Origin of the sequence: Georgfuchsia toluolica (assembly GCF_907163265.1) — a bacterium.
GTDB classification, from domain to species: domain Bacteria; phylum Pseudomonadota; class Gammaproteobacteria; order Burkholderiales; family Rhodocyclaceae; genus Georgfuchsia; species Georgfuchsia toluolica.
Map to the genome: position 1 here is coordinate 1,878,397 of NZ_CAJQUM010000001.1, position 23,630 is coordinate 1,902,026.

A 23,630-nucleotide genomic window follows, 5' to 3' on the forward strand; every position below is an offset into this window, starting at 1 on the left:
CAGGCGAGCGAAATTGGCCGCAAGTGATGGAGCGACAAACTGGAAGGGACTCTTGGCGAGAAGTATTCCATCAATGCATATAGCACCTGCTGCGGCTCAGGCCAAGATGGACCGGAGTATGCAATGGTCAACGGAGGGTATGCTGACCGAGACGATTGGCCTGGATTAGTGTGCACCTTCGAAAGATCGACCGGAAACAGTCACACCCAGCATGCCGGCTATTGAATCGTCCGACGGCGTCTATTGAATTCCATTTCTTCCTCCACAAATTGCGCGAGAACCTGACTCAAGCCTGCGTAAGGGCTGTCTTCCGCCATTGCCAGGAGTTTCTCGCTGAACTTCGGAATCCATTCGACAACATGTCTTTCCAGAAAATCACTCTCGGCCGCCATATAGACATCCACCATGTCATCGGGGGCGCCAGCCTCCAAAAACGTCAGATAATGCAAAAACTCAAGCTGAGTGCTGATGTGATCGGGCCATTCCTTGCATTTCGCAAGATCATAATGCAACCCGAAATGTTCATAAAATCGGATTAAATCCTCCCATATCTGCTTTGTATCCTTGGTGGAATAATCCTTTTCATATAAGGATAGCGCCGACTTTCCCGTGCAGTTATCGAACAGACTGGTATAAGTCACTTCCAAGTCATCGTCATCAGCAGCCATGGAAGCGTAACCCGGCCCAAGGCTTTCGATGGACGGAACGCCAAAGGGAAGTTCGCTCGCTGCTTCGCGAAGCGCAACACCGGCCCCCTGCAACACGAAATTCTTCTGCTGCCCATCCGACGGAAAGATGAATATGCCACTCAATATCTTGTAAATCTCGGATCGGGCCGCTGTTGCGCGCTTGTGCTCAGGAAGTTTCAATTCAAATTTGTCGTTCATTGATTACCTCACTTCAGAATCTGGAAATCGACAAAAACGCCGGTTAAATTCACGCGTTAGCGCGAAAAAAAATATTAATCAGCATCTTAATATCATTGCTGTCCATGCTGTCGCTACGACTGGGTCAGAGGAGGCTTGGTAAAGCCACCAAATCGATCTTCCCACTTCTTGCTGATCAAAATGTCCATCAATTCAGAGCCGCGACCATCCTTCATGTTCTCCCGCTCTGCATGCAATACTGCCAGCACACGTTTGACCTCAGGCCCAAACAGCCCTTCAAGGATCTCAACCGGGATTCTGCTCTCAGCGGTGATTTCACCGTCTTTCCCAAACCCGCGCACGCCCATGGGAGGAATATAGTAAATATTGGGAGTGGTGCCATATTCACCATGAAGCGGCAAGGCGACCTTCCATTTCTTGACCAGCTTGTGGACTTGGCTTTCCTTGTCGTCGAGGTAGCCGAAGCAGCGGACCCGGCCGGGACACTGCCGGTTACAGGCATTGGCGATGCCATTGTCGATGCGGGGGAAACAGAGAATGCACTTCTCACTCGTTTGCGATACTACATTAAAGTAGATGGCTTTGTAGGGGCAGGCCTCGAAACAATAACGATAGCCTTTGCAGCTCGTCTGATCAACGAGCACTATGCCGTCGTTTTCCCGTTTGTGAATCGCTCCGCGGGGGCAAGCGGCCAAGCAAGCCGGATTTGTGCAATGGTTGCACATTCGCGCAAAGTAGAAGAAATATGGGTTCGGCCAGTTTCCGGCACCCTGATCCTCATCCCAGTTGTATCCCCACTCGGGATCGTTGCCGGTAACCTTGCTGGTTGGGCGCAACCGAACGCTCTGCCCCTTCCCCTCGTAATAGACCTCGTTGTGGTTGAACTGAAAATTGTCGCCAAAGTCGATCATCGAGGGCATCTTTCCCGGTTGCGCACGGGTTTTCAAGAAACCGCCGCCCTTTTTCTCATAGTCGCGCGGATAGCCCTTGCCGGGATAGGTCGTTACATTGGCCCAGCGCATATATTCGGTACCCGGGCGCCTGGTCCAAATATTCTTGCAGGCGACGACACATGTCTGGCACCCCAAACACTTGTTCAAGTCGATCACCGTCGCGAGCTGCCGCTTCGATTTTCTCAGTACTTTTTTGTCACCATTACCACCTGGCACGTATGTCATACCCACCTCCAATAACTTATCTGAAAACCGCTAAGCATTTTTATGACTTTCCAACTTCTGAATGCTCACGCGCACTCCCCGGTCGGTGGCCGGAGCCGGACTACCGTTCATGAAGTAATAGCGGAACTGTTCATACCCGCCCGCCAGATGAAGGGCCTTGGGCAATCCAATAAGCATAATGTCATAGGGCTTCCAGTCTTTGTACTGATAAGCCTCCCAGAAATACACTATGCATTGCTTCGGCTGAACGTTCGGCGCAACTCGAGCCATGATCTGACAGTCGGCGAAATCGTTGAACATCTTCACCATTTCACCATCCTTGATGCCGAGTGCCGCCGCATCCTTGTCGTTGATGTGCACCACCGGCTGACCACGGTGCAGCCTCGACAAAAAAGTATTGGAAAGGTGCATGGAATGAATACTCACCCTGGGGTGTCCTCCCGTGACCTGGAAAGGGTGGTCGCCGCCTAACATCGGGGGGTCCTTGTGGACCGGCAGCGCCTCGCCGGCTTCCATATACCAATTGTGGTCAAAGTAGAATTGCGCTCGCCGCGTGTGGGTCGGGAATACCTTCTTTTCTTCGACATGCCAGCGCATGGGGTAGATGGGCTTGTTTGGCTCGACTTCATTGGCGTGGGCGTATTTTGAAACACCCGCCCCCATGCTCAGGAACCTGGTCGAGCCTTCCTTCTTGAACTTTTCATAGCTATAGTCGGCAGCGAAAACGCCCACAGCCTTGTTGATATCCACCATTTCCTTCAGACAGTCCTCATTGGTCAGAAGCTGCCCGTTCATGGTGAATTTGCTATGCAGTTCGTCGTAGCGGCGCTTCTTCCCGTTGTGATCGGTGAATTCCGTAAGCCCCCTGGCCTTGGCACGTTCTTCTATCTTCTTGAAAATAAGCGCTATGGCATCCCACTCTTCCTTGCACTCGCCGGGAGGCGGCACCGACCGATCCACAAAGGTGAAAAACGGGTTGCCACTACAGGGCGTAGTCATTTCGTGTTTCTCGTAGTACCACGCGCAGGGCATGACGATATCCGCATACATGGCCGAAGATGACATCCTGACCTCAAGGGCGAAAATCATCTTCAGTTTGGGGAATAGCACCTCCGGAAACATCTTGGCGCCGCTGCGTTTCCTTCGCATCGGATTCTGCGACAGAATCATATAGACTTGAGGCGGATTGTCCTTCGCCGGACGAAGGTGATCCTTGGTCCACCAGCCCTTGTCTATCGCCTCTTGCAAATATCCACCGAAGGTATTCTTGAGAGCCGGATCCTGCCAAGCCTTGTTGTCCCACAGTTGGTTGTAGCCCACGTGGTAGTAAAGCCAAAACGCCGGCGGTACCAGACCCACGGCAGAAGTCACGGCTTTATAGAATTCGATGTTGCCCATCTCGTCGGTGGCCGTAGGATCCGTAGCCATCGTGCGCTTATGAAAATCCTCGGCCATCTGGTGGAGTGCAGCCATGCCTCCCTGCGCCACGGGTTTATCCATGACGCCGAGGAAGACCATATTGTCATCGGAATAGGCCCAGGCGAAGGACCCGGTCCCTGGCTTGCCCCAATTGCCGCTCAGCGCCATCGCCAGGTGCAGACTGCGCTCAAACAGGTCGCCGTGGTAACTCTTGGCGGAGGTAAATCCGATGTAACACGAGGCACGCTTCTTGGAAAGCTTGCGCCCCAATTCCCGGATCAGGGATGGCGGTACGCCGCTCTTGGCGCTGGCCTTTTCCGGCGTGTAGTCTTTCAAATGTTCCTTGAGCCGCTCGAACACCGTCTGCACCTGCACTGTCGAACCATTTTGCAGCTTGACGTTAAACGTTCCTTCCAGGGCCGGCGTATGCTCCAGCTTCAGGGTGCCCCGCAGCGCCTGGCGCAACACGCCATCCTTCTCGTCCATGAAATAGAACTGCTTTTCGAACCCGCCTTCGACCTCAGCGGCACTGAGGAACTTCCCCGTGTCCGTGCGGACAAGGAAAGGTAGATCGGTTTGTTCGCTGGCAAATTGGCGATTGATCAGCTTTTCATCGATCATGACTTTGCAGAGGCCAAGCCAGAAGGCGGCGTCGCGGCCAACCTTGACGGGAACGTGAATATCGGCGCCGGGCGTGGTGGGATTCAAATCGGGCGCCACGACCACGACCTCCGCTCCCTTGTAGCGAGCCTCGGTCATGAAGTGATAACTGGACGGATAAGTGTACGACCAGTTGCTGCAGACCATGAAAATGAGTTCTGAATCCAGGAGGTTATCGGCAGAGTAACCCATATGCATCTTGCCGAAGGTAAGATACGTCCCCATGTAGGTATCGCCGATATCTATATTGATGTCGGGAGATACGCCGTCCATCATATAGGTCATCCGGAAACCAGCTCCCCAGGCAATGGAACCGGCATGTACGTGTGGCGCGTCCAGGACGAATCCATCCGTTGTTCCCTGGCTCTCGAAGCTGTCAATGATCGAATCGGCAACGTCCGTCGCGGCTTCATCCCACGATACGCGCTTCCACTTGCCTTCGCCGCGCCTGCCTACGCGTTTGAGCGGATACTTGACCCGCTCATCGCCATAGAGATTGTTGTTGAATGAAGCCCCTTTTTGGCATCCCAATGGCTTGAAATCCACGTGATCCGCGCTACAGGCGTTATTGTGCGCCGCCTGCTCTTCCCGCCAGACGATGCCATTTCTGACGTAGATATAAAACTTGCATGAGCCCTGGGGCCAACAGATGTTCAGATGCGAGCCCCAAGTCACTTTGTCCCATTTCCACACATTCCGGTAAACATCTTCCCACTTCTGGTATTGCGGTGTATTGATTCCGGCCAGCGCCTCTTTAACAAAACCAGGCGTCAGTCCTGTCGTGAGCGAAACCAATGACAGCGAAAGCACACCCGCCCCACTGCGTTTCATGAAATCGCGCCGGCTCTGGTCGACCACTACCGGCACTCCTGCTTCTGCCAAATCCGTTTTCGTCGTACTCATATATGCATCCTCCTGTTCCTTACACCGTCCGAGCAGATGCTTCAGCCGGATCAAATTTACGAGAAACTTTAAGGCACCTGTTTCTGTTATCTATGTTTCGTTATAAGTCGAGTATGAGCATCTTGCCCCTGGCTCGCGAACAGCAGGGCGTGAACTGGTCGTTCTGCAATTTCTCTTCGGCAGTCAGATAATGGTCGCGGTGCTCGGGTGTGCCATCGAGCACGCGCGTCACGCACGTGCCGCAGACGCCGCGCTGGCAGGCGACATCGATATCGATGCCGCGCTTCTTCAGGATATTGGTCACGGCCTGACCCGGAGGAATGGTAATGATCTCGCCGGTACTGGCGATCTCGACATCGAAGGCAGTATCGCCCGAAGTATCCAGTGCCGGAGCGCCGAAATATTCGTAATGCACGTTCTCCGACCGCCAGCCGCAGTCTTTGGCCATCTTGCAGACATGGTCGATGAAGCCGGTCGGACCGCAGACATAGAGATGCGTGCTGTGGTCTGGCACGTCGAGGAGATACGCCAGGTCGAGTTTCTGCTCCTCGTCGCCGTCATCAAAATGATAGTGCGTCTGGCGGGCGAAGTCCGAGGCGGCAATTCGGTCGCGAAAGGCGATGCGATCCTCGCTCCTGGCGCAGTAGTGCATCTCGAAATCGGCGCCGGTGTGCGCCAGCCGCTCGGCCATGCAGAGCATTGGCGTGATGCCGATGCCGCCGGCGAACAGCAGGCTGCGTCTTGCGCGTACCAGCGGAAAGTGATTCTTTGGCGTGCTGATCTCGATCAGGTCGCCTTCCTGAATAGTGTCGTGGATCGCCACCGAACCGCCGCGCGAGGCCGGATCGCGCAGCACGCCGATCAGATAGCGATGACGTTCCTCCGGGTGGTTGCACAAGGAGTATTGGCGAATCAGATCCGGTCCGATATGCACGTCGATGTGCGAGCCGGCGGAAAATGCTGGTAGCATTCCGCTATCGGCGCGGCCCAGTTCCAGGCTGACGATGTCAGTGGCTTCCCGCCGCTTGCGCAGCACCTTGACGCTAAGTGTTGTCATCTGTCCCATGGTCGACTCAGCGCAGGCCGGCAATGTAGTCTGACAGGGCCTCGATTTCTTCCTCAGTCAGCCTGTAGGTAATATCGCGCATCATTCTGTTCGGGTCGTTGGTCCGGTAGCCGGCACGGAAGTTTTTCAGCTGTTTCAGCGTGTAATTGGCTAATTGTCCGGAGAGCCGCGGAAACTGTGCCGGCAGGCCGTCGCCCGTCGGGCCGTGGCAACCGGCACAAGACGGCACATGTCGCACCGCATCTCCCACCCGATATAAGCGTTGCGCCGCCTCAAACCCTTCGCCGCTCTTGGTCACGGAATCCGCCGACTTGCGCGTCTGCTCGCTGAAATACACAGCCACGGCCTTCATGTCGGCATCGGTCAAGTCCTTCACCATGCCGTTCATCACCACAAAATAGAGCGGATTGGTCCGCTCCGGCAACTTGCCCTCCGGTGAAGCGATATAAACCAGATCGGAGGGGGTCGGATACATCGGGTTGGATGGCCCTGCTGGTTTGCCGTCGGTCGCCTTGAAGTTGCGCAACTGTTTGTACAGATAGTCGGCGTGTTGTCCCGCCAGCTTCGGCACCGTCGGCTTCACGCTGTTGCCGTCATCGCCGTGGCAGCCCCCGCATTGCTTCTTCACCAATTGTTTGACTTTAGTGTCGGCATTGGCATCGGTTTTGGCTTCGTCGGCGCTCCAGGCAGGACTAGCAGTCACGAGTACGCTGGCAAAAACCGCCAGAAATAGCGTTTGCTTCATCGATATGCTCCTAGGATTCCAGTTCCAGTTCGGTCCAGTCGATCGAAAATGCTTTGATGCCAGCGCGTTCCTGGTTTTCGCCACGCCATAGCGCAAAACCCACACCGGTCGTTTTGCCGGCCACAAGCGGGGCGGCATCCTTGCCGCCATCCAGGGGGCGCGCAATGACGAGATGCCATGTCGGTCCATCCGCTGCCACCCGCACGGAACTTTTCAGCTCGGGCCCCGGACGTGACGAACCGATTCCGGTTGCGATCATCGAGACAGCCTCCTTCTTGTCAGCGCTCCAGCGGAGGTAATGAATCGGCGCATCCTTGTCACCCATCAACGCCAGCACAGGGCGATTCCTCACCGGCAAGGCAATTGCAAAGGCATTGGGGAATACTGCCAGAGGATCTATTTCGACTGGAGTCTGCTTGCCTAGTGCTTGATGCGTTTCCCAGGCGGCAGCTTCCAGCGCATTCATGTCGCCTGGAGTCTTGAATGGGGCCGGCTTGCTGCTGTCTGTCCAACTCGCGCGCAACGCCCACTTCTTCCCGTCATGCACGCTCGCAACGATAATTTTCTGCGTCTGCCCATAAGGCCTTTTTTCCCACGAATTGCGGATATAGTCTGTCGGCTGCATCTGCAGCGGGGTCGGGATCATATCGACTTGTGTCGTCCGAACCCGCGCCCAATGTGCCGAGGCGGGGGACAAATAGTCCTCGATGCTTTCCACGCGTTGCGTTTCCATTATCTTGTCTCCTGTCGTTTTTTAACCAGCGCACGAGCTTATGCAAGCTCACGTAAACTCATCCATGGCTCATGCAACTCGCCGCGGTGCGCGCAGTTTCTTCCCCGCCGGCTTGAGGACGATGGCGAAGCCCAGCAGTACGCCCATACCAATCAACACGTAGATGCTCAGAGGCCGCCGTTGTTTCGCCGAGGGCTCGCTCATGTACTTGAGAAAAGCGACCAGGTCGGCCACCATGATGTCATATTGATCCGGCGTCAGCTTGCCGGGCTTCAGTAACTGCAGCTTGCCGTCCTGGCCCAGCACCTGCTCGCCTTGCTCTTTCCACAGCACGTGATGCATCGCCACATTCGGGAAAACGACGTTGTTCCAGCTACTGGGGCGCATCGGATCGCGGTAGAAGCTGCGCAGATAGGTGTAGATCCAGTCTTCTCCGGGACCCAGATCCGAGTGCCGCGCCCGTACCGTCAAGCTGTGATCCGGCGGCACCACACCAAACCAGCGTTTGGCATCGGCATGCCACAGCGCCACATTCATCGGCTCGCCGATCTTGCCTTTGTCGAACATCAGTTCTTCCTTGATCTGCTGCTCGGTAAAGCCGATTTCCTCCAGCCGGTTAAAGCGCATTAAAGAAGCCGAATGGCAGGTCAGGCAGTACTTGGTAAAAATCCGAGCACCGTTTTGCAGCGCTTTTTGATCCTGGCTGCGGTCCGGCGCATGGTCGAGGTGAATTTCCGGGGCCGGTTTCACCGGTGCGGCAATGGACAAAAACGGCGCCAGAAGCAGCGCCAGCAGGAGGCGCTTCAGGTTCATTTGTTTCAGGTTCATTGCATACTCCCATTGGCATCGTTCTTGGACTTGTCCAGGCGACTGTAGATGGGCATTAACAGGAAGAAGCCAAAGTAGATGGCCGTGCATATCTGCGCCAGCATCAAACGCTGCGGGGTAGTCGGCACAGTTCCCAGATAGCTCAGGGCGACGAAGGCGATAACAAAAAGGGCGAGAGCAATTTTGAAGATGGGACCTTTCTTCCGAATCATCTGACCCCGACTTTTGTCCAGCCAGGGCAAGGCCGCAAAGATCACCATCGCCAGCAGCATGCCGATCACGCCCCAGAACTTGGCGCTAATGCCGAACAGCGGATAAGTAATGGCGCGCAGGATGGAATAATAGGGAGTGAAATACCACAGCGGCGCGATATGCTTCGGCGTCACTAGCGAATTGGCCTGGGTAAAGTTGTTGTACTCGATGAAATAGCCGCCCGCCTCAGGCGCCAGAAAGACGAGCGCCGCGCAGATCAGGAAGAAGCCAAGGAAGTAGCGCAGATCCTTCATCGTGTAGGGCACGTGCTTGAGCAGCATCCAACACACGAGCGCCGGGAAGGCAATCACATGGAAAGAGAAGAAGCGGTTCAGCGTGGCATCGCTGACGACGTAGTCGCCGCGCAGCCAGATGGTGAACTTCGGACCGAGGAAAGGTATCTGCGAGAAGGCGTTGATGATGACTTGCGCCGCCCAGAAAGACAGTTGTCCCCATGGCATCAGATAGCCGACGAAGGTCTGCGCCACCAGCGCCAGGAAGATCAGCATGCCGAACAACCAGGTCAACTCGCGCGGTTTGAGAAAGGAGCTGTAGAGGACGCTGCGGTACATATGCAGATAAACCAGAACCAGGAGCGCCGAGGCGCCGGTCGAGTGCAGGTAGCGAATCAGCCAGCCCCAGGGAACGTCGCGCATGATGTATTCAACGCTGGCGAAGGCCACGGGGATGCCCGCTTCGTTGAGCGAGGCATCCGGCTTGTAGTGCATGGTAAGAAAGATGCCGGTGATCAGTTGGTTGATCAGGACGAGAATCGCCAGAGTCCCCATGAAGGACCATAAATTGACGTTCTTCGGCGCATAGTAGGTGGCCAGCCGGGTGTTGGCTTTCCAGGTAGCCGTCATCGGCGTGCGTTCGTCGATCCAGGCGACGAGATTGCGTAGCTTGACTGTGAGCGTAGTCATAGCGGTTAGGCTTTCTTGGTGTTGTTCTCTTCGCCGATGATGAGCTTGCCATCACCAACGAATCGGTAGGGAGGAACTTCCAGGTTGGCCGGCGCCAGTTTGTCCTTGAACACCCGTCCAGCCAGGTCATAGGTGGAACTGTGACAGGGACAGTAGAAGCCGCCTTCCCAGTCCGCGTCGATGCCGGATTCGATCCCTTTGACGAATTTCGGCGTCGGCGAACAGCCCAAATGCGTGCACACATTCAGCGCCACCATGATCGACGGCTTGATCGAACGCGTCTCGTTCTGGCAGTACTTGGGCTGTACCGAGTTCTCCGACATCGGATCCACGACCCGTGCCGCCGTTGCCTTCAGCGATTCCAGCATCTCCGGTGTGCGATGCAGTATCCACACCGGCCTGCCGCGCCATTCCACGGTCACTATCTGTCCGGGCTTCAAGCGGCTGATATCCACTTCCACCGGCGCGCCGGCTGCTTTGGCCCGCTCCGACGGCTGCATGCTTTCTATGAAGGGTGTCACCGAGACAGCCAAGGCGCCTATCCCCGCCACTCCTCCTGCAGTCGCCACCACCTTCATCAGGCTGCGCCGACTGTCGTCTATTGTTTCTTTGTTAGTCATACGTTAACCCTCATCAACAATTAAATTGCTTAACCGTCGTTGTTGTGTAGTCCCCTCTTCGCTTTAGAGGGGGACTGTTCTTGCAACTGATCGCAGGCAAGTGCCTTCTATCTTTTTTATCGATTTTGGTTAGTGATTTTGGTTAGATTCTAGGGAGTATCAAAGAATGATTAAATTGGTATTGAACACCTAGAAACTAAAGCTATATCCGTACTGCACTGCAGCACCGATAACACTCCTCCATATTCGGTTCTATTGGGCAAAACCACGTTCCTGCATGCTTTAGTCTCCTTCCTCATTCGAACAATATTGCTCAAGGCAATCCGAACCTGCGAGCGACGCATTGGCTTCCTAAATTGCGCCAATCGATTTAATAGAGATCAACTTCCTTGGCACGTACTCTATCCAAGTTGACGTAGCTACGTTATCCCGTGAGTGCGGCACTATCCTGAATGTGCAAAAATTATTCACGACAACAAAAGAGCCGGCAATTTATGCTTATACTGTTCTCGCATATATATAAACAACAAGGGAGATGCGATATGAGTACCAGCATTAAACATTGGCGTCTGTTAGGCGCCATTATTCTTTTGACATTATCAACCGTTGCTGAATCCTCTATGATGATTTCACCCCATGGCGCGGGGCGTAATGCTGATCTTGCGGGCATAACGGTTGCCGCACCTGATGATGGCGAGAGTGCTTTGATGACCAATCCGGCTGGCGTTGTAAGCAAAGCGAAGAACGAGGCATTGATCGCCATTTACCCCGGTGTTTTCGAAATGAGCTATAAAAATCCGGCAACGGGTTATGACGGTAGAGGAAGAAAGGATTTCGCTGCGATGGGATTGTGGTATGGGCTGGGGGAGATTCGCGACTGGTCGCTTGGTTTCGGTGTTTATGGGAACCTGGGCGCTGCTTTTAATTTGCCTTTCGCACCTGAAATCGGGCAGTCCTCCCCTTACCTTGGCGAAGTGGGAATCATGAATTTTGGCTTCAATGCGGGAAGGCAATTGACTCCAGACTTGCGCTTTGGTATCCAGCTGGCACCACAGTTTGGAATGCTGAAAATGCGCATGCCTACCCCTTTGGGCGACGTCCATCTCAAGGCAAAAGGGTTTGGCATCAGTGCTTCTACAGGGCTGATATATGCCCTAACCGACAAGGTGTCTCTTGGTTTGGCTTACCGTACACCAGGAGTGGCAAAATTCCGTGGTGACGCTCATGTAGGCAATATTGGACAGCGTGATTCCATCACTTTTGTATCACCACAAAGTATTACCGCCGGGCTGGCCTACCAATCTTCAGAGAAGCTGAGGCTCTTGAGCCAGCTTGTCTGGACGCGCTATACAGACTTTGAGCGAGCTCGAGTAGAATTTCATAAAACCGCCGCCCTCAATGGTCCGCTACTGAGTAGCACAACCAACCGTGTGCGGTGGGGCGTTGCTATGGAATATGAATTTATTCCCCGGCATACATTACGAGCGGGCTTTACCAGCGAAAAGCCCATGATCGCGGACAGTGCGGTAAGCCCCATGATGTTCGACCATGACGACGATATGCTCATGGCTGGTTACGAAAGGGATTTTGATACTTGGAGGCTTGGTTTTTCGGCAGGTTACATGTGGATTAAAAGCAGGCAAATCAGCGTAGCGGATAACCCGAATTTCCCAGGTACTTATAAAAGCTCATCTATCCAAGCCTATGGAACAAGTTCTCCCATATCCGTTGGAGCAAGAGTTACCTGGAAAGTCCGGTAGCCAAGGTTATAGTTCCGCAATGTCGATTGGGGCGGGGGCGATTCACTAACGCAAAGCTGCAAGTATCGCCGCCTCGCCGCTAATGGGCTCGGCCATGAATTTGCGGAGGCCAAGTCTGAAGCCGAGCCGCATGTTGTTTGTGGCGACATCGATGACAAGGGAAACGAGGCAACGGCATCTCGAGTGCGAAGCCTGGGTCGACAAGCCATCGCCGTGCGATGCGTATGGCGACCCGGAATTTGTGAAGGCAATCACCGCATTTACGCCGATGAGCCGAGTAGCGGATGCGAGAGAGATTAAGGGCACGGTACTCTACCTGGCCTCCGCTGCGTCCAGTTACACCACGCGGTTGCTTTTGGTTACGGACGGAGGCCGCATGGCAAAGTAATGGCCAAGTGCTCCGGGAGTTTGTGAATGCGAATCGTCTTGCTGCAAGATGACAAACCAGTGAGATAAGCCCCCGGCTTTGCCCTGCATTGAGGATGGTGAATTGATTCATTGCCTCCTTCTAGTTCTTAACGGCGCTGCTGGGAATGAAAAGCAAAGGCATTCTGGTTGGTTGAATGTCATTTAATTGACGGATTTTGATTGCCAGAACGCAATTTGAAACGCTGGATTTTGCCTGTGGCTGTCTTCGGCAATTCATCGAGGAATTCAAACCAACGAGGATATTTATATGGTGCCAAGTGCGCCTTTACGAACTGCTTTAGTTCCCCAGCCAGCTTTTGCGAGGCCGACCAACCAGGCTTCAGAACTACGTAGGCCGCCGGCTTGATGAGTTTTTCGTCGTCATGGCGTCCGACGACGGCGACTTCCAGTATCGCCTCGTGGCCCATTAATACTGATTCCACTTCTGTGGGGGAGACATAAATCCCGCCCACTTTCAGCATGTCGTCACTGCGTCCGGCATACACGTAGTAGCCGTCTGCAGTTACCGAATACTTGTCGCCGCTGTGGATCCAGTCGCCGATAAAAGTACTACGGCTCTTGGCAACATTGTTCCAGTACTGGATGGCTGATGATGGCCCGCTGACTTCCAACGCACCGATCTCTCCGACGGCCACTGGCTGACCGTCTTCGTCTACCAGCCGCACCTTGTAGCCTGGCACGGGCTTGCCGGTTGTCCCGTAGCGTACATCGCCCACGCGATTGGATAAAAAAATGTGCAGCATTTCGGTGGAGCCAATGCCATCGAGGATGTCTACCCCGAAGCGGGCCGACCATTGCCGGCTGATCTCTTGAGGCAGCGCCTCACCGGCTGAAGGACAACAGCGCAGGTTCAGTTCCTCAGCTCCGGGACAATCAGGATGGGCTAGCATAGATGCATATAGCGTCGGCACGCCGCAGAATACCGAGGGCTGATGCTGGCGCAGCCGCTTGAATACGGCTTCCGGGGTGGGGCGCTCGTTCATCAGGATCGTCGTCGCCCCGACCGCGAGCGGGAAGGTCAGTGCGTTACCCAGGCCATAAGCAAAGAAAAGCTTGGCTGCCGAAAAGACAACGTCGCTCTCCCTGATGGCCAGCGTCGGGATGGCGTAGAGTTCGGCGGTGTTGACCAGGCTCGAGTGAATGTGCACCGTGCCCTTGGGGTTGCCTGTGGAACCCGACGAATAGAGCCAGAAGCACGGATCGTCGCTGGTTGTTTCTGCAGCCCTAAAGACATCACTGGCCTGCGACAACAATGATGACAACTCCAGCCTGCCCGGCACCTTCTCGTCAGAAAGGATGACATGGCGAAGCGTGGGAATGTCGTCGACGATTTCCTGGAAGTGTGGCCACAACAGGTGCGATACAACCAGCGTTGTGGCCCGGCTATCGCGCAGCATATGCCGGTAGTCCTCTGCCGTCAGCAGGGTGTTGGTGGGCACCGGGATTACACCCGCCTTGATGGCACCGAGGAATGCGGTTGGAAAATCTATCGTATCAAGCAAGCAGAGGAGTATCCGTTCCTCCTGCCGAACCTGTAGCCCCTTCAGGACATTGGCAAAGCGGTTGATGCGCTTTGATAGCTCGTCAAACGTGTAACTACCGCGATCATCAATGTACGCGATCTTGCCGCCACGCCCAGCGACCAAGTTACGTTCGATGAGGTCATGCGCGGCGTTGTAGTCGCGGGGAATCATGATATCCGGGGGACTGCTATCGCGATTGACTTGGCTTAACATGACCATGCTTTTCTCCATCAAGATATAGACTGCCTAGCCTCGATCCGACGTTTGAATTCTGACAAAGGGACAAATCGGACTCGGTACAGCAACAATAATCCACTTTTGTCTCAGCAAGTGGAATGCACGAAACCATGGAGTGGCAAGAGTCGAGGTAAAGTTGCTGGGGTGGGACTTGCCGCCGGTCGGTTACGCATGTTTCTATTTTGGCTCCGTATCCAACTTGTTTGTGATCAATAGTAACTTGCCAAGGAGTTCATAAATTGGCATTGAACCCCTAACGGCTAAAGCCATATCCGTATTGCACTGCAACATCTGGCTTGCCTGGTTTCTGACTACGCTTTGATCTGGGGTAGAAGTTCGAACGCATTCTGTTATTTTGCGTTGTGATTGAGTACATTGAAGGTCTGTGTATTTTCTGAATTGTGTGGTGTGCGGCAAGTATTACGGACGATAAAAGCAGAATTTGCGAACAGGCGGTACTGGACGACGCTGACTCTCCACCCATCTGACGATCCATCGCCTGTGCCACCAGCGTATAAAAAAAGCCCCGGCCATACGGCTGGGGCTTGAAACCAGTCCGTTACGGACTGGAGGAGGAAGAGTCAGTTGATTCGGTCGATCAGGCAACCTTCTTCACTTTGGGGTTGAGATATCAATTCCATGCAGTTATTACTTGAATTGATCTGCCAAAAACAGGCCGACCATCATCAATGCGTCAGGCTATTCATGCTGGTCATTGCTACCGGGGTGACGGCAAGCCCTGCCTTAGTAAGCAAAGTCGGAAACCCTTTTGCCTATCTCCGCCGGCTACGACAGCAGGCATTTGCAGCAATCAAATCAATTCTTGCTTCTTCCCCCTACATAATTCGGGCGGAAACTTTAGCGCACAACCAGTTTTTTCCTGCAATGTTTCCGCGGTCACGCCAGGGGCTAGTTCCAGTACTTTGAGTCCGGCAGGGGTAACTTCGAGGACACCAAGATCGGTAATGATCAAATCAACCACAGCGATGCCCGTCAGAGGCAAGGTACATTGTTTGAGAAGCTTGAGATCTTCGCTTCCATCCTTGTTCTTTGCGGTATGTTCCATGAGAACAACCACGCGTTGGACGCCAGCTACCAGGTCCATGGCGCCGCCCATCCCTTTGATCATTTTCCCGGGGATCATCCAATTCGCCAGATCACCTTTTTCGCTGACCTGCATTGCACCAAGAATGGCCAGATTGATCTTGCCGCCGCGTATCATGGCGAATGAATCGGCACTGGAAAAATAACTCGACCCAGGCAGGGAAGTAACCGTCTGCTTCCCGGCATTGATCAGGTCAGCGTCGACTTCCCCCTCCAAAGGAAATGGGCCTATCCCCAATAAACCATTCTCGGATTGAAGGGTAACCTCGATGCCTTCGGGAACGTGGTTGGCGACCAGCGTCGGCAGTCCAATTCCAAGGTTGACGTAGTACCCGTCCCTGAGTTCCTTGGCGGCGCGCGCCGCCATTTCGTCTTTTGACCAAGCCATGATAAACAGCTTCCCTTCCTGTCAGATCCGAGTGGTTCGCTTCTCGATGCGTTTTTCAGCCGATGGGTTATGCACCATCCGATGAATGAAAATGCCTGGGGTATGAATCTCGTCGGGGTCCAACTCGCCGACGCCGACCATCACTTCAACCTCGGCAACAGTGATCTTCCCGGCCATTGCGCAGTTGGGATTGAAATTCTGTGCCGTCTTGCGGTACACCAGATTACCCAGCGGATCCCCCTTCCAGGCCTTCACCAACGCCACATCAGCCACCAGCGATCGTTCCAACACATAGGCGACACCATCGAATTCCCTGATTTCCTTGCCGTCGGCAATGATGGTTCCGACACCCGTCTGGGTAAAAAATGCGGGAATTCCTGCGCCCCCGGCGCGCAACTTTTCAGCCAGAGTGCCTTGTGGCGTAAATTCAACTTCCAGTTCGCCACTGAGATATTGCCTCTCAAATTCCTTGTTCTCTCCCACATAGGAGGAAACCATTTTTGTAATTTGATGCGTAGCCAGTAGTTGGCCAAGTCCAACATCGTCGATACCCGCGTTATTGCTGATTACCGTGAGATCCTTGACGCCGGTGTCGCGCAGTGCCGCAATCAAGGCTTCTGGAATACCGCACAAGCCAAATCCGCCTACGGCTAGTGTCTGGCGATCGCGCACAATTCCGGCCAATGCAGTGGCTGCGCTTGGATAAAACTTGTTCATGTAGTCCTCACTAAAAATTTCCACTGCGTGTTTCGGTCAACATTCAGTAGAAGATTCTTTGATTTCTGACTTTGGAAAGAGGCTCAGTCACGCAATTTTTTGATTTATTTTATGGAGTATTGACGAAGGAATAAATTGGTACCAAATACGTAGGGACTAAAGCTTTTCCCGTATTGGGCCGCAACAGATATGCAAATCCTGATTACAAATGAGGTTCCGTCGGCAAGCCAGCAGGGGCAGCAAAAGCGGACTAGAATCAGGCAGGCTGCGAATTTCGAAAAGCGGGAGCTGTCACCCAATGGATGAGTCGAAACAAGCTGGCGAAGGGCGAGGAAATGTTATTGTCGTACGCAGGCGAGCAGACGATGACTGGATGGCGCAGATGAAGAAGGAAACGGAATCCGCATCCGCGCCAATGCGCCACCTCGAGTATTCCTGCCGCTCAAAATCGAGTTGGGAGAAAAGCAGAGTTCTCCTGAAACAATTTAGTCATGTACATCAAACAACGACTCGTTACATGTGCAGCAAATCAAAAGATCATCGGAAATAACAGGCATCTAGGGTTCAATAGAGAAACCCTCTTGAAAATTTGAATTGGAGATCACAATGCAAGTTCTGCGACCACCCGGTTGGCGCCAGCCGAAGGGGTACTCGAATGGAATTGCCGCGCGAGGAACGATGGTGTTCGTTGCGGGTCAAGTCGGATTTGATGTGAATGAGGAATTTAAAACCGACAATCTTGTTGACCAGTCTCGTCAGGCTCTGGCCAATATCGTCACTATTCTCGCTGAAGCCGGAGCCAGGCCTGAGCACATCGTACGCATGACTTGGTATCTGGCTGACAAGGACGAGTACAACACGAATCAGAAAGGCATAGGCGAGGCCTACCGTGATGTCATTGGGCGCCACTTTCCGGTAATGACTGCAATACAAGTCGCCGGTTTTGTCGAGGACGGGGCGAAGGTGGAGATCGAAGCTACCGCAGTCATTCCGGACGCATGAGGCAGATACTTTCGGCGCATAAAGAATTCCCCGGCGCATTTCATCCGGCTACGTGATCCTTGGAAATCCGATACCATGGAACTGCGGTGCTATAGGTGAAAACCAATGGGCGGCGGAGCCAGGCTTAATATTCTTTGGTACAGCCGTTCTGCCTCTTCCCTGGGCTTGATGCCGAACAGCGGGTTGTCATTCTCGCGGAAGGCTGAATTTATTTCTATCCAGTCAGCGGTGGTCAGGGTATGTTTGGCAATCGGGACAAGCTCCTCCTCCTCCTTGCGCATATGTTCCCATTCAAACTCGACATAGCTCTCCGCCTGCTTGAAAAATGCTTCACCAGACTCTGGCATGTTATTTTGAAACGCGAGGAGCTGTTGCTTAAGATTTTCGATCATCAAATAACCGAGTTTATGCTCATGCTCTAGATCAGCTATTAGCGCATCCGCTTCCTTCGTCTGTCTCTTAACAGCAGCAAAGAGAAAGTCATCCTCCTTGGGATGGTGCCAGCGATCAGGGTAGGACACGATGTAATCCAGGATTGCCCGTAGCAGGGGAAAGTTTGGCGTATTGCCGGCTTCTCGCATCTGCTTCACCAGATAACGCAATGTGTAGAGCACGGCTGCAATCGCAGAATGTTCGTCCTTGATGATCTGGGTAGCTACAGGTTCCACACTTGCCTCCGCAAACCGCTCACGATCGCCAAAGCAATACTCTGGCAGAGAACACCGGGGTCAATAGGTCTCAACGTGGAAACGAGCCTTGTTCAGCAATGCCAGCCATACTGTATTCCAGTCCAAACCTCTTGCCCGACAGATGTCGGTGAAAGCCTCGATCACGCCGGTTTCCATACCTTTCAGTCCACAAATATATATAAAGCAGTTGTCGTCGGCCAGCATCGCCGCCACCTTGTCGGCCCTGGCCCGGATCAAATCCTGCACATACTGCCTGGGTTGATCAGGTAGACGCGAAAAAGCAAAGTTGATGTCGATGAATTCCTTCGGCAGCTCCTGCAACGGACCGAAATAAGGCAATTCGCCTGGCGTCCGGGCGCCGAAGAATAGCACCAGTTCACCTCCCTCCTTCTGGTCGATCCGGCGACGGCGCCGCTCGGTCATGGCACGCATCGGCGCGGAACCGGTACCCGTGCAGATCATCATGATCGAGGCGCCCGGGTGGTTGGGCATCAGGTAGCTCGCGCCATAGGGACCGGTGACCTGCACCTGGTCGCCCTTCTTGAGATCACAGACATAATTGGAGCAGACCCCGGTTACTGGGTTGCCTTCATGGTCCTCGGTAACACGCTTCACGGTCAGCGCCAGATTGTTGTAACCGGGGCGCTCGCCTTCGCGCGGACTGGCCACCGAATACATGCGTAGCAAGTGCGGTTTGCCGTTGGCGTCCAGCCCCGGCGGGGTAATGCCAATGGATTGGCCTTCCAGCACCGGGAACGGCGTCGTGCCGAAGTTCAGCACGATATGGCGAATGTCGCACGAGGCATCGCCGGCGGTCAGTCGCAAGTTCCCGGCTACCGTTGCCATCACCGGGTTGGCATTGGTGTATAGATTGACGTAGGGATGCGCCGCCGACCATGGGGCAAGGACCGGGCCACCCTGACCGGCAGTGGCAACTGAGGTAATACGTAGCACTTCGGTCGACACATCAGCGACATCCTTCCCGCCGTCGACTTCCATGTTGCCGCAGTCAGCCTGGTCGGGCAGGACGCTCCAGGACAACTGCTCTTCCAGAGTGTAGGGCTTGGCCTTGGGAACATTGCGAAAGTTTTCGATGGCGCCGGTCGGACACGGCCCCATGCAGGCGTTACATCCCTTGCACACGTCGAAGTTGACTACATAGTTGCGCGAATCGTGAGTAATCGCATGAACCGGGCACATCTCCTCGCAGGTGTTGCAGCGGATGCAGATTTCCGGATCGATGAGGTGCTGTCGGGCCAGTTCGTTCTGGGCTGCCGGTGCGTTCATTTTTTCTCGGTTTTGCCTCTTGTCGGCCAATAGTATTGATCAGTTGAAGCGAACGTACTCGAAGTCTATCGGCTTGTTGTTGATGCCGCGCGCTGGGGGTGAAATCCAGTTAGCATACTTACCGGCTTCCAGACAACTGCCCATCAGGGAATGTACATAGAGGCGGTCTTCCTCGGTGGGCAACCAGTTTTTGTGCTGGTGGGTCCACTCGGCTTCGTAAAGCAAACGGCCATCCGGGGCAGTATGCACGTCGGCGAACATGCCGATCTTGCGGTTAAAACCCTTGTGCGGCAGCACGAACCTGAAGTCGATGCCAAGCTTCTCCGGTACGCGGTTCCAGCGGTTGACTCCGGCTTGAATATCGGTCACCCAGTCGTCGCGCAGCCGCTCGTTGAGGGCGCTGAGGGCGGGCACGTGGCGAGAGAGAACCTTGTTGCCGGCGACATCCATGACTTCGTATTCGCTGTGGTCCAGCTTGTGGTCGTCGGCGATTTTTGCTTCCTCGAAGCGGCCCTTGAGGCCTGTGGTGTAATAGGTGGCGGCGTTGGAAGATATCTCGGCGCCATAGAGGTCGGAAGTGACGCTGAAATGGAAGTTCAGGTACTTCTGCAGGGTCGGCAGATCTATGACGCCGGCGGCGCGCAGCTTGGTCGGATCATCGGTCTTTAGTTGGTTCATTACTTCACAGGTGCGCTGAATGATGCGGCTGACGCCCTGTTCACCGACGAAGAGATGATGCGCTTCTTCGGTGAGCATGAATTTGCAGGTGCGGGCCAGCGGATCGAAAGCGGACTCGGCCAGAGAGGCAAGTTGAAATTTGCCGTCGCGGTCGGTGGCGAAGGTGAACATGAAAAAGGAGAGCCAGTCCGGCGTCTTCTCGTTGAAAGCGGTCAGGATGCGTGGATTGTCCGCGTCGCCAGAACGGCGTTCGAGCAGCGCCTCGCCTTCCTCGCGGCCGTCGCGGCCGAAGTGGGCGTGCAGCAGATAGACCATGGCCCACAGATGACGGCCTTCTTCGACATTCACCTGGAACAGATTGCGCAGGTCGTAGAGGGAAGGCGCAGTCAGGCCGAGGTGACGCTGCTGCTCGACCGAAGCCGGCTCGGTGTCGCCCTGGGTGACGATGATGCGGCGCAGGGTGGAGCGGTATTCGCCCGGCACTTCCTGCCACACGTCGTCGCCCTTGTGATCGCCGAAGGTGATCTTCTTGTTTTCCTCGCTTGGGGTGAGGAAGATGCCCCAGCGGTACTCGGGCATCTTGACATAGTCGAAGTTAGCCCAGCCGTTGGCTTCCACACTGACGGCGGTGCGCAGGTAAACGTCATAGTTGGTGGAGTTGTCCGGTCCCATCTCGCTCCACCAGTTCAGATAGGAAGGCTGCCAGTGCTCCAGGGCGCGCTGCAAAGTCTTGTTGCTGGAGAGTTCCACGTTGTTGGGAATCCGCTCGTTGTAATCGATTGTCATTGTCTTGCCTCCAAAATCGGTGCCGGTGCCAGGTGCATAGCGGTCAAGCCTCCTTGAAACTGTTGTCTACACGCGCTGCCAGTCGAACTGGGGCTTCTTGCCGCTGCCGAACAACTTCAGCGCACCGTTGGTGCCGACGGCGTTGGGGCGGATGAAAATCCAGTTCTGCCAGGCCGACAGACGGCCGAAGACGCGGGTATTCATGGTCTCGACGGGGCCAAAGCGCAGGTTGGCCTCCAGTCCGGTCAGTGCGTCCGGTGACAGTGCGGCGCGCTCCTCGATGGCCATGCGGATCTCGTCGGCCCAGTCGAGTTCGTCCGGAGCAGCTGTAATCAGGCCGAGGGCGACGGCATCCCGCGGGTTCAAGGCCTTGCCGAGGCTTGACTTGACCGCCTCGATCAGCGCCTCTTCCTGATAAAAGCGGGCATCGATGCGGGACAGGCTGTTTGCCATCGGCAAGGGGCCGAAGTTCATGGCCGACACGGCGAGCGTATTGACGCCAGAGCCATCGGTGGCGTCGAGCATGTACGAGCGGTCAGCAGCCAGAGCGAGTTCAAGCAGAGAGCCGACGAAGCAGGAACCCGGATCAATGACGGCGTACAAGCTGCGGGAGGTCACGTCGAGGCGAGCGAGAGTACGGCGCATGAAGCCGATAACTTCCCGGACGAACCAGTTGGACCGGTGGGCAACGATAGTGGCGTCGGTGTCAAGTACGACCTGTGCGTCGCCCTCGGTTTTCAACAACCACAGGCCAATTTGCTGTTCATTGGTGCGCAGATTGAGGATTGCATCATCCAGTTCACGGGTCATCTGCAGCGGCCACCAATTGATACCCGCCGCCAGGATTTCAGTTTCATTTTTGGCGATAACGGCCTTCGGCGCTCTGACTGTCAGGGTAGCGACTCGGGAATTGCGGTCAATCCTTACATCGACGAATTCATAGTGGTAACCGGCGCTATCGATAGTGCGCTTGAGCGGGGTCAGAGTGACTCCCTTGCTGTCGGTCGGCCGGTCGCTCTGTTCCGCCAACTCCTGTGCGCGTTGGGCAATGCGCTCGCTGAACTGCTGCTGCTTGACGACCTCGTCCACCAGTCGCCAATCAACGGCACGCTGGCCACGAACGCCTTCCTGGATGGTGCAGAAAATGTCAGCGCGGTCCCGGCGGACCTTGCGCTTGTCTGTAACGCGGGTAAGGCCACCGGTACCCGGTAGAACGCCCAGAAGCGGCACTTCAGGCAAACTGACGGAAGAATTGCGGTCATCGATGAGGAAAATCTCGTCACAGGCCAAGGCCAGTTCATAGCCGCCGCCAGCAGTTGCGCCATTGCAGGCCGCGAGGAATTTGAGGCCAGAATACTTGCTGGAGTCCTCGATGCCGTTGCGGGTTTCGTTGGTGAATTTGCAGAAATTCACCTTCCAGGCATGAGACGAGACCCCCAGCATATAAATGTTGGCACCAGAGCAGAAAATCTTCGGCTTGCCACTGGTCAACACTACTGTGCGAATTTCAGGATGCTCGAAGCGAATGCGTTGCAGAGCATCGTGTAATTCGATGTCCACCCCCAGGTCATAGGAATTGAGCTTGAGTTTGTAGCCTGGACGGATACCGCCGTCTTCGTTTATGTCAAGGGTCAGCGTGGCTACAGGGCCTTTGTAGCTCACCTTCCAGTGCTTGTAGGTGGTCGGATCCACCTGGTAATCGATCCGTTCCAATATCTGAAACTCGGCTTGAATCGCAGCGTTCATTTGTTGACTCCTCTTTGGTTATGCCAAACGCTCAGCAACTGCCTGAGCCGGGTAAAGGATTCCTCTTCTGTCGCATCTGAGGTCTCTAACGACGTGTCGGCTTTACTGTAGAGATCCTCTCGGGCCTCCAGAATGTGGTGCAAATCTTCCATGGCATCCTCGTTGCCGGCCATCGGACGCAGGTCGCCTTGGGCAATGACGCGAGCCATATGATCCTCGGGGCGTGCCTTCAACCACACGGTGAAACAGTTTGACAACAACTGGTCGTACGTCTCGGCCTGGGAAACAATGCCACCGCCTATGGCGAACACTGCCTGCTCGAATTGTTTGAGGACACGTTCAAAAGTGCGTTTTTCCAGGCGGCGATATCCCGACTGGCCATAGAGGGAGAAAAGTTCGCTCGCCGGCATGCCGGTATCTCGTTCAACTTCCGCTGCCAATTCGACAAAGGGCACGCCCATTTCCTTGGCCAGACGCCTGCCAAGGGTGGTCTTGCCGGCGCCGCGCAGACCGATAAGCGCTATGCGGTTGCGGCGCTTGGCCTCCTCATAACCAAATTCGCGCATCAGACGGAAGACCACTTCTTCCAGACGATGCTGCGGTAAACGCTCCAGAAAACGGCGGATGAGGCGCTGTTCAATGTTGTCTTCTGATTCGGAAGACAGCAACTCGACCAAGGACACGTTGAGTGTCTTGGCTATGCGACGCAGCAGCACGATGGAAACATTCCCCTCACCCATTTCCAGATGCGCCAAGTGTCGCTCGGAGACTTTCGCATCCCGTGCCACCAACTTACGTGTCATACCGTTGCGCCCGCGCATTTCTCGCACTCGGCGCCCGATAGACAAAAGAAAGTCCGCATCGTCGGTCAATTCGTTATGACCTGGCTGGCTTTCCTTCACTTCCTGAGTTATCGCTTGCTGCGTCATGATCGGCTCAAATCCAAATAAATCGCAATAAGTGTGTGCAGTATAGTACCGCAGTATTTTTTGTGTCAAGCACTTTATTTCTTGTTATACAAAAATAGTATACATTTATTATTTAATATAATAATATTTATCAATGTGTTA

General features: G+C 54.6%; 20 protein-coding genes. 3 read left to right on the forward strand and 17 right to left on the reverse strand.

Annotated features, from left to right (window positions below):
• Positions 1-218: 218 nt before the first annotated feature.
• The 9 genes from ebdD to petA form a co-directional block, all read right to left on the reverse strand.
• Positions 219-887 carry an ethylbenzene dehydrogenase subunit delta gene (ebdD, locus tag K5E80_RS08830; RefSeq protein ID WP_220635802.1) on the reverse strand — a complete coding sequence of 223 codons (669 nt, stop codon included), beginning with the start codon at positions 885-887 and terminating at the stop codon, positions 219-221.
• 113 nt (positions 888-1,000) lie between these two features.
• Complete coding sequence (ebdB, locus tag K5E80_RS08835) at positions 1,001-2,065, reverse strand: ethylbenzene dehydrogenase subunit beta (protein ID WP_220637277.1); 1,065 nt, start codon at positions 2,063-2,065, stop codon at positions 1,001-1,003.
• A gap of 30 nt (positions 2,066-2,095) precedes the next feature.
• Positions 2,096-5,047: an ethylbenzene dehydrogenase subunit alpha gene (ebdA, locus tag K5E80_RS08840; protein WP_220635803.1), complete on the reverse strand. Its 2,952-nt coding sequence runs from the start codon at positions 5,045-5,047 to the stop codon at positions 2,096-2,098.
• Between the two features lie 100 nt (positions 5,048-5,147).
• Positions 5,148-6,113, reverse strand: coding sequence for a PDR/VanB family oxidoreductase (locus tag K5E80_RS08845; RefSeq protein WP_220635804.1), 966 nt, complete (start codon positions 6,111-6,113; stop codon positions 5,148-5,150).
• Positions 6,114-6,120: 7 nt separating this feature from the next.
• Positions 6,121-6,858 (reverse strand): c-type cytochrome, encoded by a 738-nt coding sequence (locus K5E80_RS08850; RefSeq protein WP_246590926.1) that lies wholly within the window; start codon positions 6,856-6,858, stop codon positions 6,121-6,123.
• A 10-nt stretch (positions 6,859-6,868) separates the two neighbouring features.
• Positions 6,869-7,591, reverse strand: coding sequence for a DOMON domain-containing protein (locus K5E80_RS16750; RefSeq protein WP_246590927.1), 723 nt, complete (start codon positions 7,589-7,591; stop codon positions 6,869-6,871).
• A 69-nt stretch (positions 7,592-7,660) separates the two neighbouring features.
• Positions 7,661-8,419: a cytochrome c1 gene (locus tag K5E80_RS08855; protein WP_246590928.1), complete on the reverse strand. Its 759-nt coding sequence runs from the start codon at positions 8,417-8,419 to the stop codon at positions 7,661-7,663.
• Positions 8,416-9,594: a cytochrome b gene (locus K5E80_RS08860; RefSeq protein WP_220635806.1), complete on the reverse strand. Its 1,179-nt coding sequence runs from the start codon at positions 9,592-9,594 to the stop codon at positions 8,416-8,418. Before K5E80_RS08860 ends, K5E80_RS08855 begins: the two co-directional genes overlap by 4 nt.
• 5 nt (positions 9,595-9,599) lie before the next feature.
• Complete coding sequence (gene petA / locus K5E80_RS08865; RefSeq protein WP_220635807.1) at positions 9,600-10,214, reverse strand: ubiquinol-cytochrome c reductase iron-sulfur subunit; 615 nt, start codon at positions 10,212-10,214, stop codon at positions 9,600-9,602.
• 542 nt (positions 10,215-10,756) lie between these two features.
• Here petA and K5E80_RS08870 point away from each other — a divergent pair.
• Both K5E80_RS08870 and K5E80_RS08875 read left to right on the forward strand, forming a co-directional pair.
• Positions 10,757-11,974 (forward strand): OmpP1/FadL family transporter, encoded by a 1,218-nt coding sequence (locus K5E80_RS08870; RefSeq protein ID WP_220635808.1) that lies wholly within the window; start codon positions 10,757-10,759, stop codon positions 11,972-11,974.
• 151 nt (positions 11,975-12,125) lie between these two features.
• Entirely contained in the window at positions 12,126-12,362 is a 237-nt protein-coding gene (locus tag K5E80_RS08875) for an SDR family oxidoreductase (protein ID WP_220635809.1), read from the forward strand.
• A 178-nt stretch (positions 12,363-12,540) separates the two neighbouring features.
• Here K5E80_RS08875 and K5E80_RS08880 read toward each other — a convergent pair whose 3' ends face one another.
• The 3 genes from K5E80_RS08880 to K5E80_RS08890 form a co-directional block, all read right to left on the reverse strand.
• Positions 12,541-14,145 carry a benzoate-CoA ligase family protein gene (locus K5E80_RS08880; RefSeq protein WP_220635810.1) on the reverse strand — a complete coding sequence of 535 codons (1,605 nt, stop codon included), beginning with the start codon at positions 14,143-14,145 and terminating at the stop codon, positions 12,541-12,543.
• An 829-nt stretch (positions 14,146-14,974) separates the two neighbouring features.
• On the reverse strand, positions 14,975-15,655 hold the full coding sequence (locus K5E80_RS08885; protein WP_246590929.1) for a CoA transferase subunit B: 681 nt from the start codon (positions 15,653-15,655) through the stop codon (positions 14,975-14,977).
• 21 nt (positions 15,656-15,676) lie between these two features.
• Positions 15,677-16,372 carry a CoA transferase subunit A gene (locus K5E80_RS08890; RefSeq protein WP_220635811.1) on the reverse strand — a complete coding sequence of 232 codons (696 nt, stop codon included), beginning with the start codon at positions 16,370-16,372 and terminating at the stop codon, positions 15,677-15,679.
• A 606-nt stretch (positions 16,373-16,978) separates the two neighbouring features.
• Between K5E80_RS08890 and K5E80_RS08895 the strand changes: the two genes are divergently transcribed.
• Positions 16,979-17,374 carry a RidA family protein gene (locus K5E80_RS08895; RefSeq protein WP_220635812.1) on the forward strand — a complete coding sequence of 132 codons (396 nt, stop codon included), beginning with the start codon at positions 16,979-16,981 and terminating at the stop codon, positions 17,372-17,374.
• An 89-nt stretch (positions 17,375-17,463) separates the two neighbouring features.
• On the opposite strand, the gene K5E80_RS08900 is transcribed toward K5E80_RS08895, so the two are convergent.
• The 5 genes from K5E80_RS08900 to K5E80_RS08920 all read right to left on the reverse strand — a co-directional run bounded on the left by K5E80_RS08900 (position 17,464) and on the right by K5E80_RS08920 (position 23,489).
• A complete protein-coding gene (locus K5E80_RS08900; RefSeq protein ID WP_220635813.1) occupies positions 17,464-18,042 on the reverse strand; it encodes a hemerythrin domain-containing protein in 579 nt (192 codons plus the stop codon).
• Between the two features lie 60 nt (positions 18,043-18,102).
• Complete coding sequence (gene boxA / locus K5E80_RS08905) at positions 18,103-19,350, reverse strand: benzoyl-CoA 2,3-epoxidase subunit BoxA (protein WP_220635814.1); 1,248 nt, start codon at positions 19,348-19,350, stop codon at positions 18,103-18,105.
• A 39-nt stretch (positions 19,351-19,389) separates the two neighbouring features.
• Positions 19,390-20,814, reverse strand: a complete 1,425-nt coding sequence (gene boxB, locus K5E80_RS08910; protein ID WP_220635815.1) for a benzoyl-CoA 2,3-epoxidase subunit BoxB — start codon at positions 20,812-20,814, stop codon at positions 19,390-19,392.
• A 66-nt stretch (positions 20,815-20,880) separates the two neighbouring features.
• Positions 20,881-22,560 carry a 2,3-epoxybenzoyl-CoA dihydrolase gene (gene boxC, locus K5E80_RS08915; RefSeq protein ID WP_220635816.1) on the reverse strand — a complete coding sequence of 560 codons (1,680 nt, stop codon included), beginning with the start codon at positions 22,558-22,560 and terminating at the stop codon, positions 20,881-20,883.
• Positions 22,557-23,489 (reverse strand): helix-turn-helix transcriptional regulator, encoded by a 933-nt coding sequence (locus tag K5E80_RS08920; RefSeq protein ID WP_220635817.1) that lies wholly within the window; start codon positions 23,487-23,489, stop codon positions 22,557-22,559. The genes boxC and K5E80_RS08920 overlap by 4 nt, the downstream gene beginning before the upstream one ends.
• Positions 23,490-23,630: the final 141 nt, after the last annotated feature.

What these genes read in the sequence shown, in the direction of transcription:
- ebdD (WP_220635802.1), bottom strand. Translation starts at nt 887, where the DNA reads ATGAACGACAAATTTGAATTGAAACTTCCTGAGCACAAGCGCGCAACA.
- ebdB (WP_220637277.1), bottom strand. Translation starts at nt 2,065, where the DNA reads ATGACATACGTGCCAGGTGGTAATGGTGACAAAAAAGTACTGAGAAAA.
- ebdA (WP_220635803.1), bottom strand. Translation starts at nt 5,047, where the DNA reads ATGAGTACGACGAAAACGGATTTGGCAGAAGCAGGAGTGCCGGTAGTG.
- K5E80_RS08845 (WP_220635804.1), bottom strand. Translation starts at nt 6,113, where the DNA reads ATGGGACAGATGACAACACTTAGCGTCAAGGTGCTGCGCAAGCGGCGG.
- K5E80_RS08850 (WP_246590926.1), bottom strand. Translation starts at nt 6,858, where the DNA reads ATGAAGCAAACGCTATTTCTGGCGGTTTTTGCCAGCGTACTCGTGACT.
- K5E80_RS16750 (WP_246590927.1), bottom strand. Translation starts at nt 7,591, where the DNA reads ATGGAAACGCAACGCGTGGAAAGCATCGAGGACTATTTGTCCCCCGCC.
- K5E80_RS08855 (WP_246590928.1), bottom strand. Translation starts at nt 8,419, where the DNA reads ATGAACCTGAAACAAATGAACCTGAAGCGCCTCCTGCTGGCGCTGCTT.
- K5E80_RS08860 (WP_220635806.1), bottom strand. Translation starts at nt 9,594, where the DNA reads ATGACTACGCTCACAGTCAAGCTACGCAATCTCGTCGCCTGGATCGAC.
- petA (WP_220635807.1), bottom strand. Translation starts at nt 10,214, where the DNA reads ATGACTAACAAAGAAACAATAGACGACAGTCGGCGCAGCCTGATGAAG.
- K5E80_RS08870 (WP_220635808.1), top strand. Translation starts at nt 10,757, where the DNA reads ATGAGTACCAGCATTAAACATTGGCGTCTGTTAGGCGCCATTATTCTT.
- K5E80_RS08875 (WP_220635809.1), top strand. Translation starts at nt 12,126, where the DNA reads ATGACAAGGGAAACGAGGCAACGGCATCTCGAGTGCGAAGCCTGGGTC.
- K5E80_RS08880 (WP_220635810.1), bottom strand. Translation starts at nt 14,145, where the DNA reads ATGGTCATGTTAAGCCAAGTCAATCGCGATAGCAGTCCCCCGGATATC.
- K5E80_RS08885 (WP_246590929.1), bottom strand. Translation starts at nt 15,655, where the DNA reads ATGGCTTGGTCAAAAGACGAAATGGCGGCGCGCGCCGCCAAGGAACTC.
- K5E80_RS08890 (WP_220635811.1), bottom strand. Translation starts at nt 16,372, where the DNA reads ATGAACAAGTTTTATCCAAGCGCAGCCACTGCATTGGCCGGAATTGTG.
- K5E80_RS08895 (WP_220635812.1), top strand. Translation starts at nt 16,979, where the DNA reads ATGCAAGTTCTGCGACCACCCGGTTGGCGCCAGCCGAAGGGGTACTCG.
- boxA (WP_220635814.1), bottom strand. Translation starts at nt 19,350, where the DNA reads ATGAACGCACCGGCAGCCCAGAACGAACTGGCCCGACAGCACCTCATC.
- boxB (WP_220635815.1), bottom strand. Translation starts at nt 20,814, where the DNA reads ATGACAATCGATTACAACGAGCGGATTCCCAACAACGTGGAACTCTCC.
- boxC (WP_220635816.1), bottom strand. Translation starts at nt 22,560, where the DNA reads ATGAACGCTGCGATTCAAGCCGAGTTTCAGATATTGGAACGGATCGAT.
- K5E80_RS08920 (WP_220635817.1), bottom strand. Translation starts at nt 23,489, where the DNA reads ATGACGCAGCAAGCGATAACTCAGGAAGTGAAGGAAAGCCAGCCAGGT.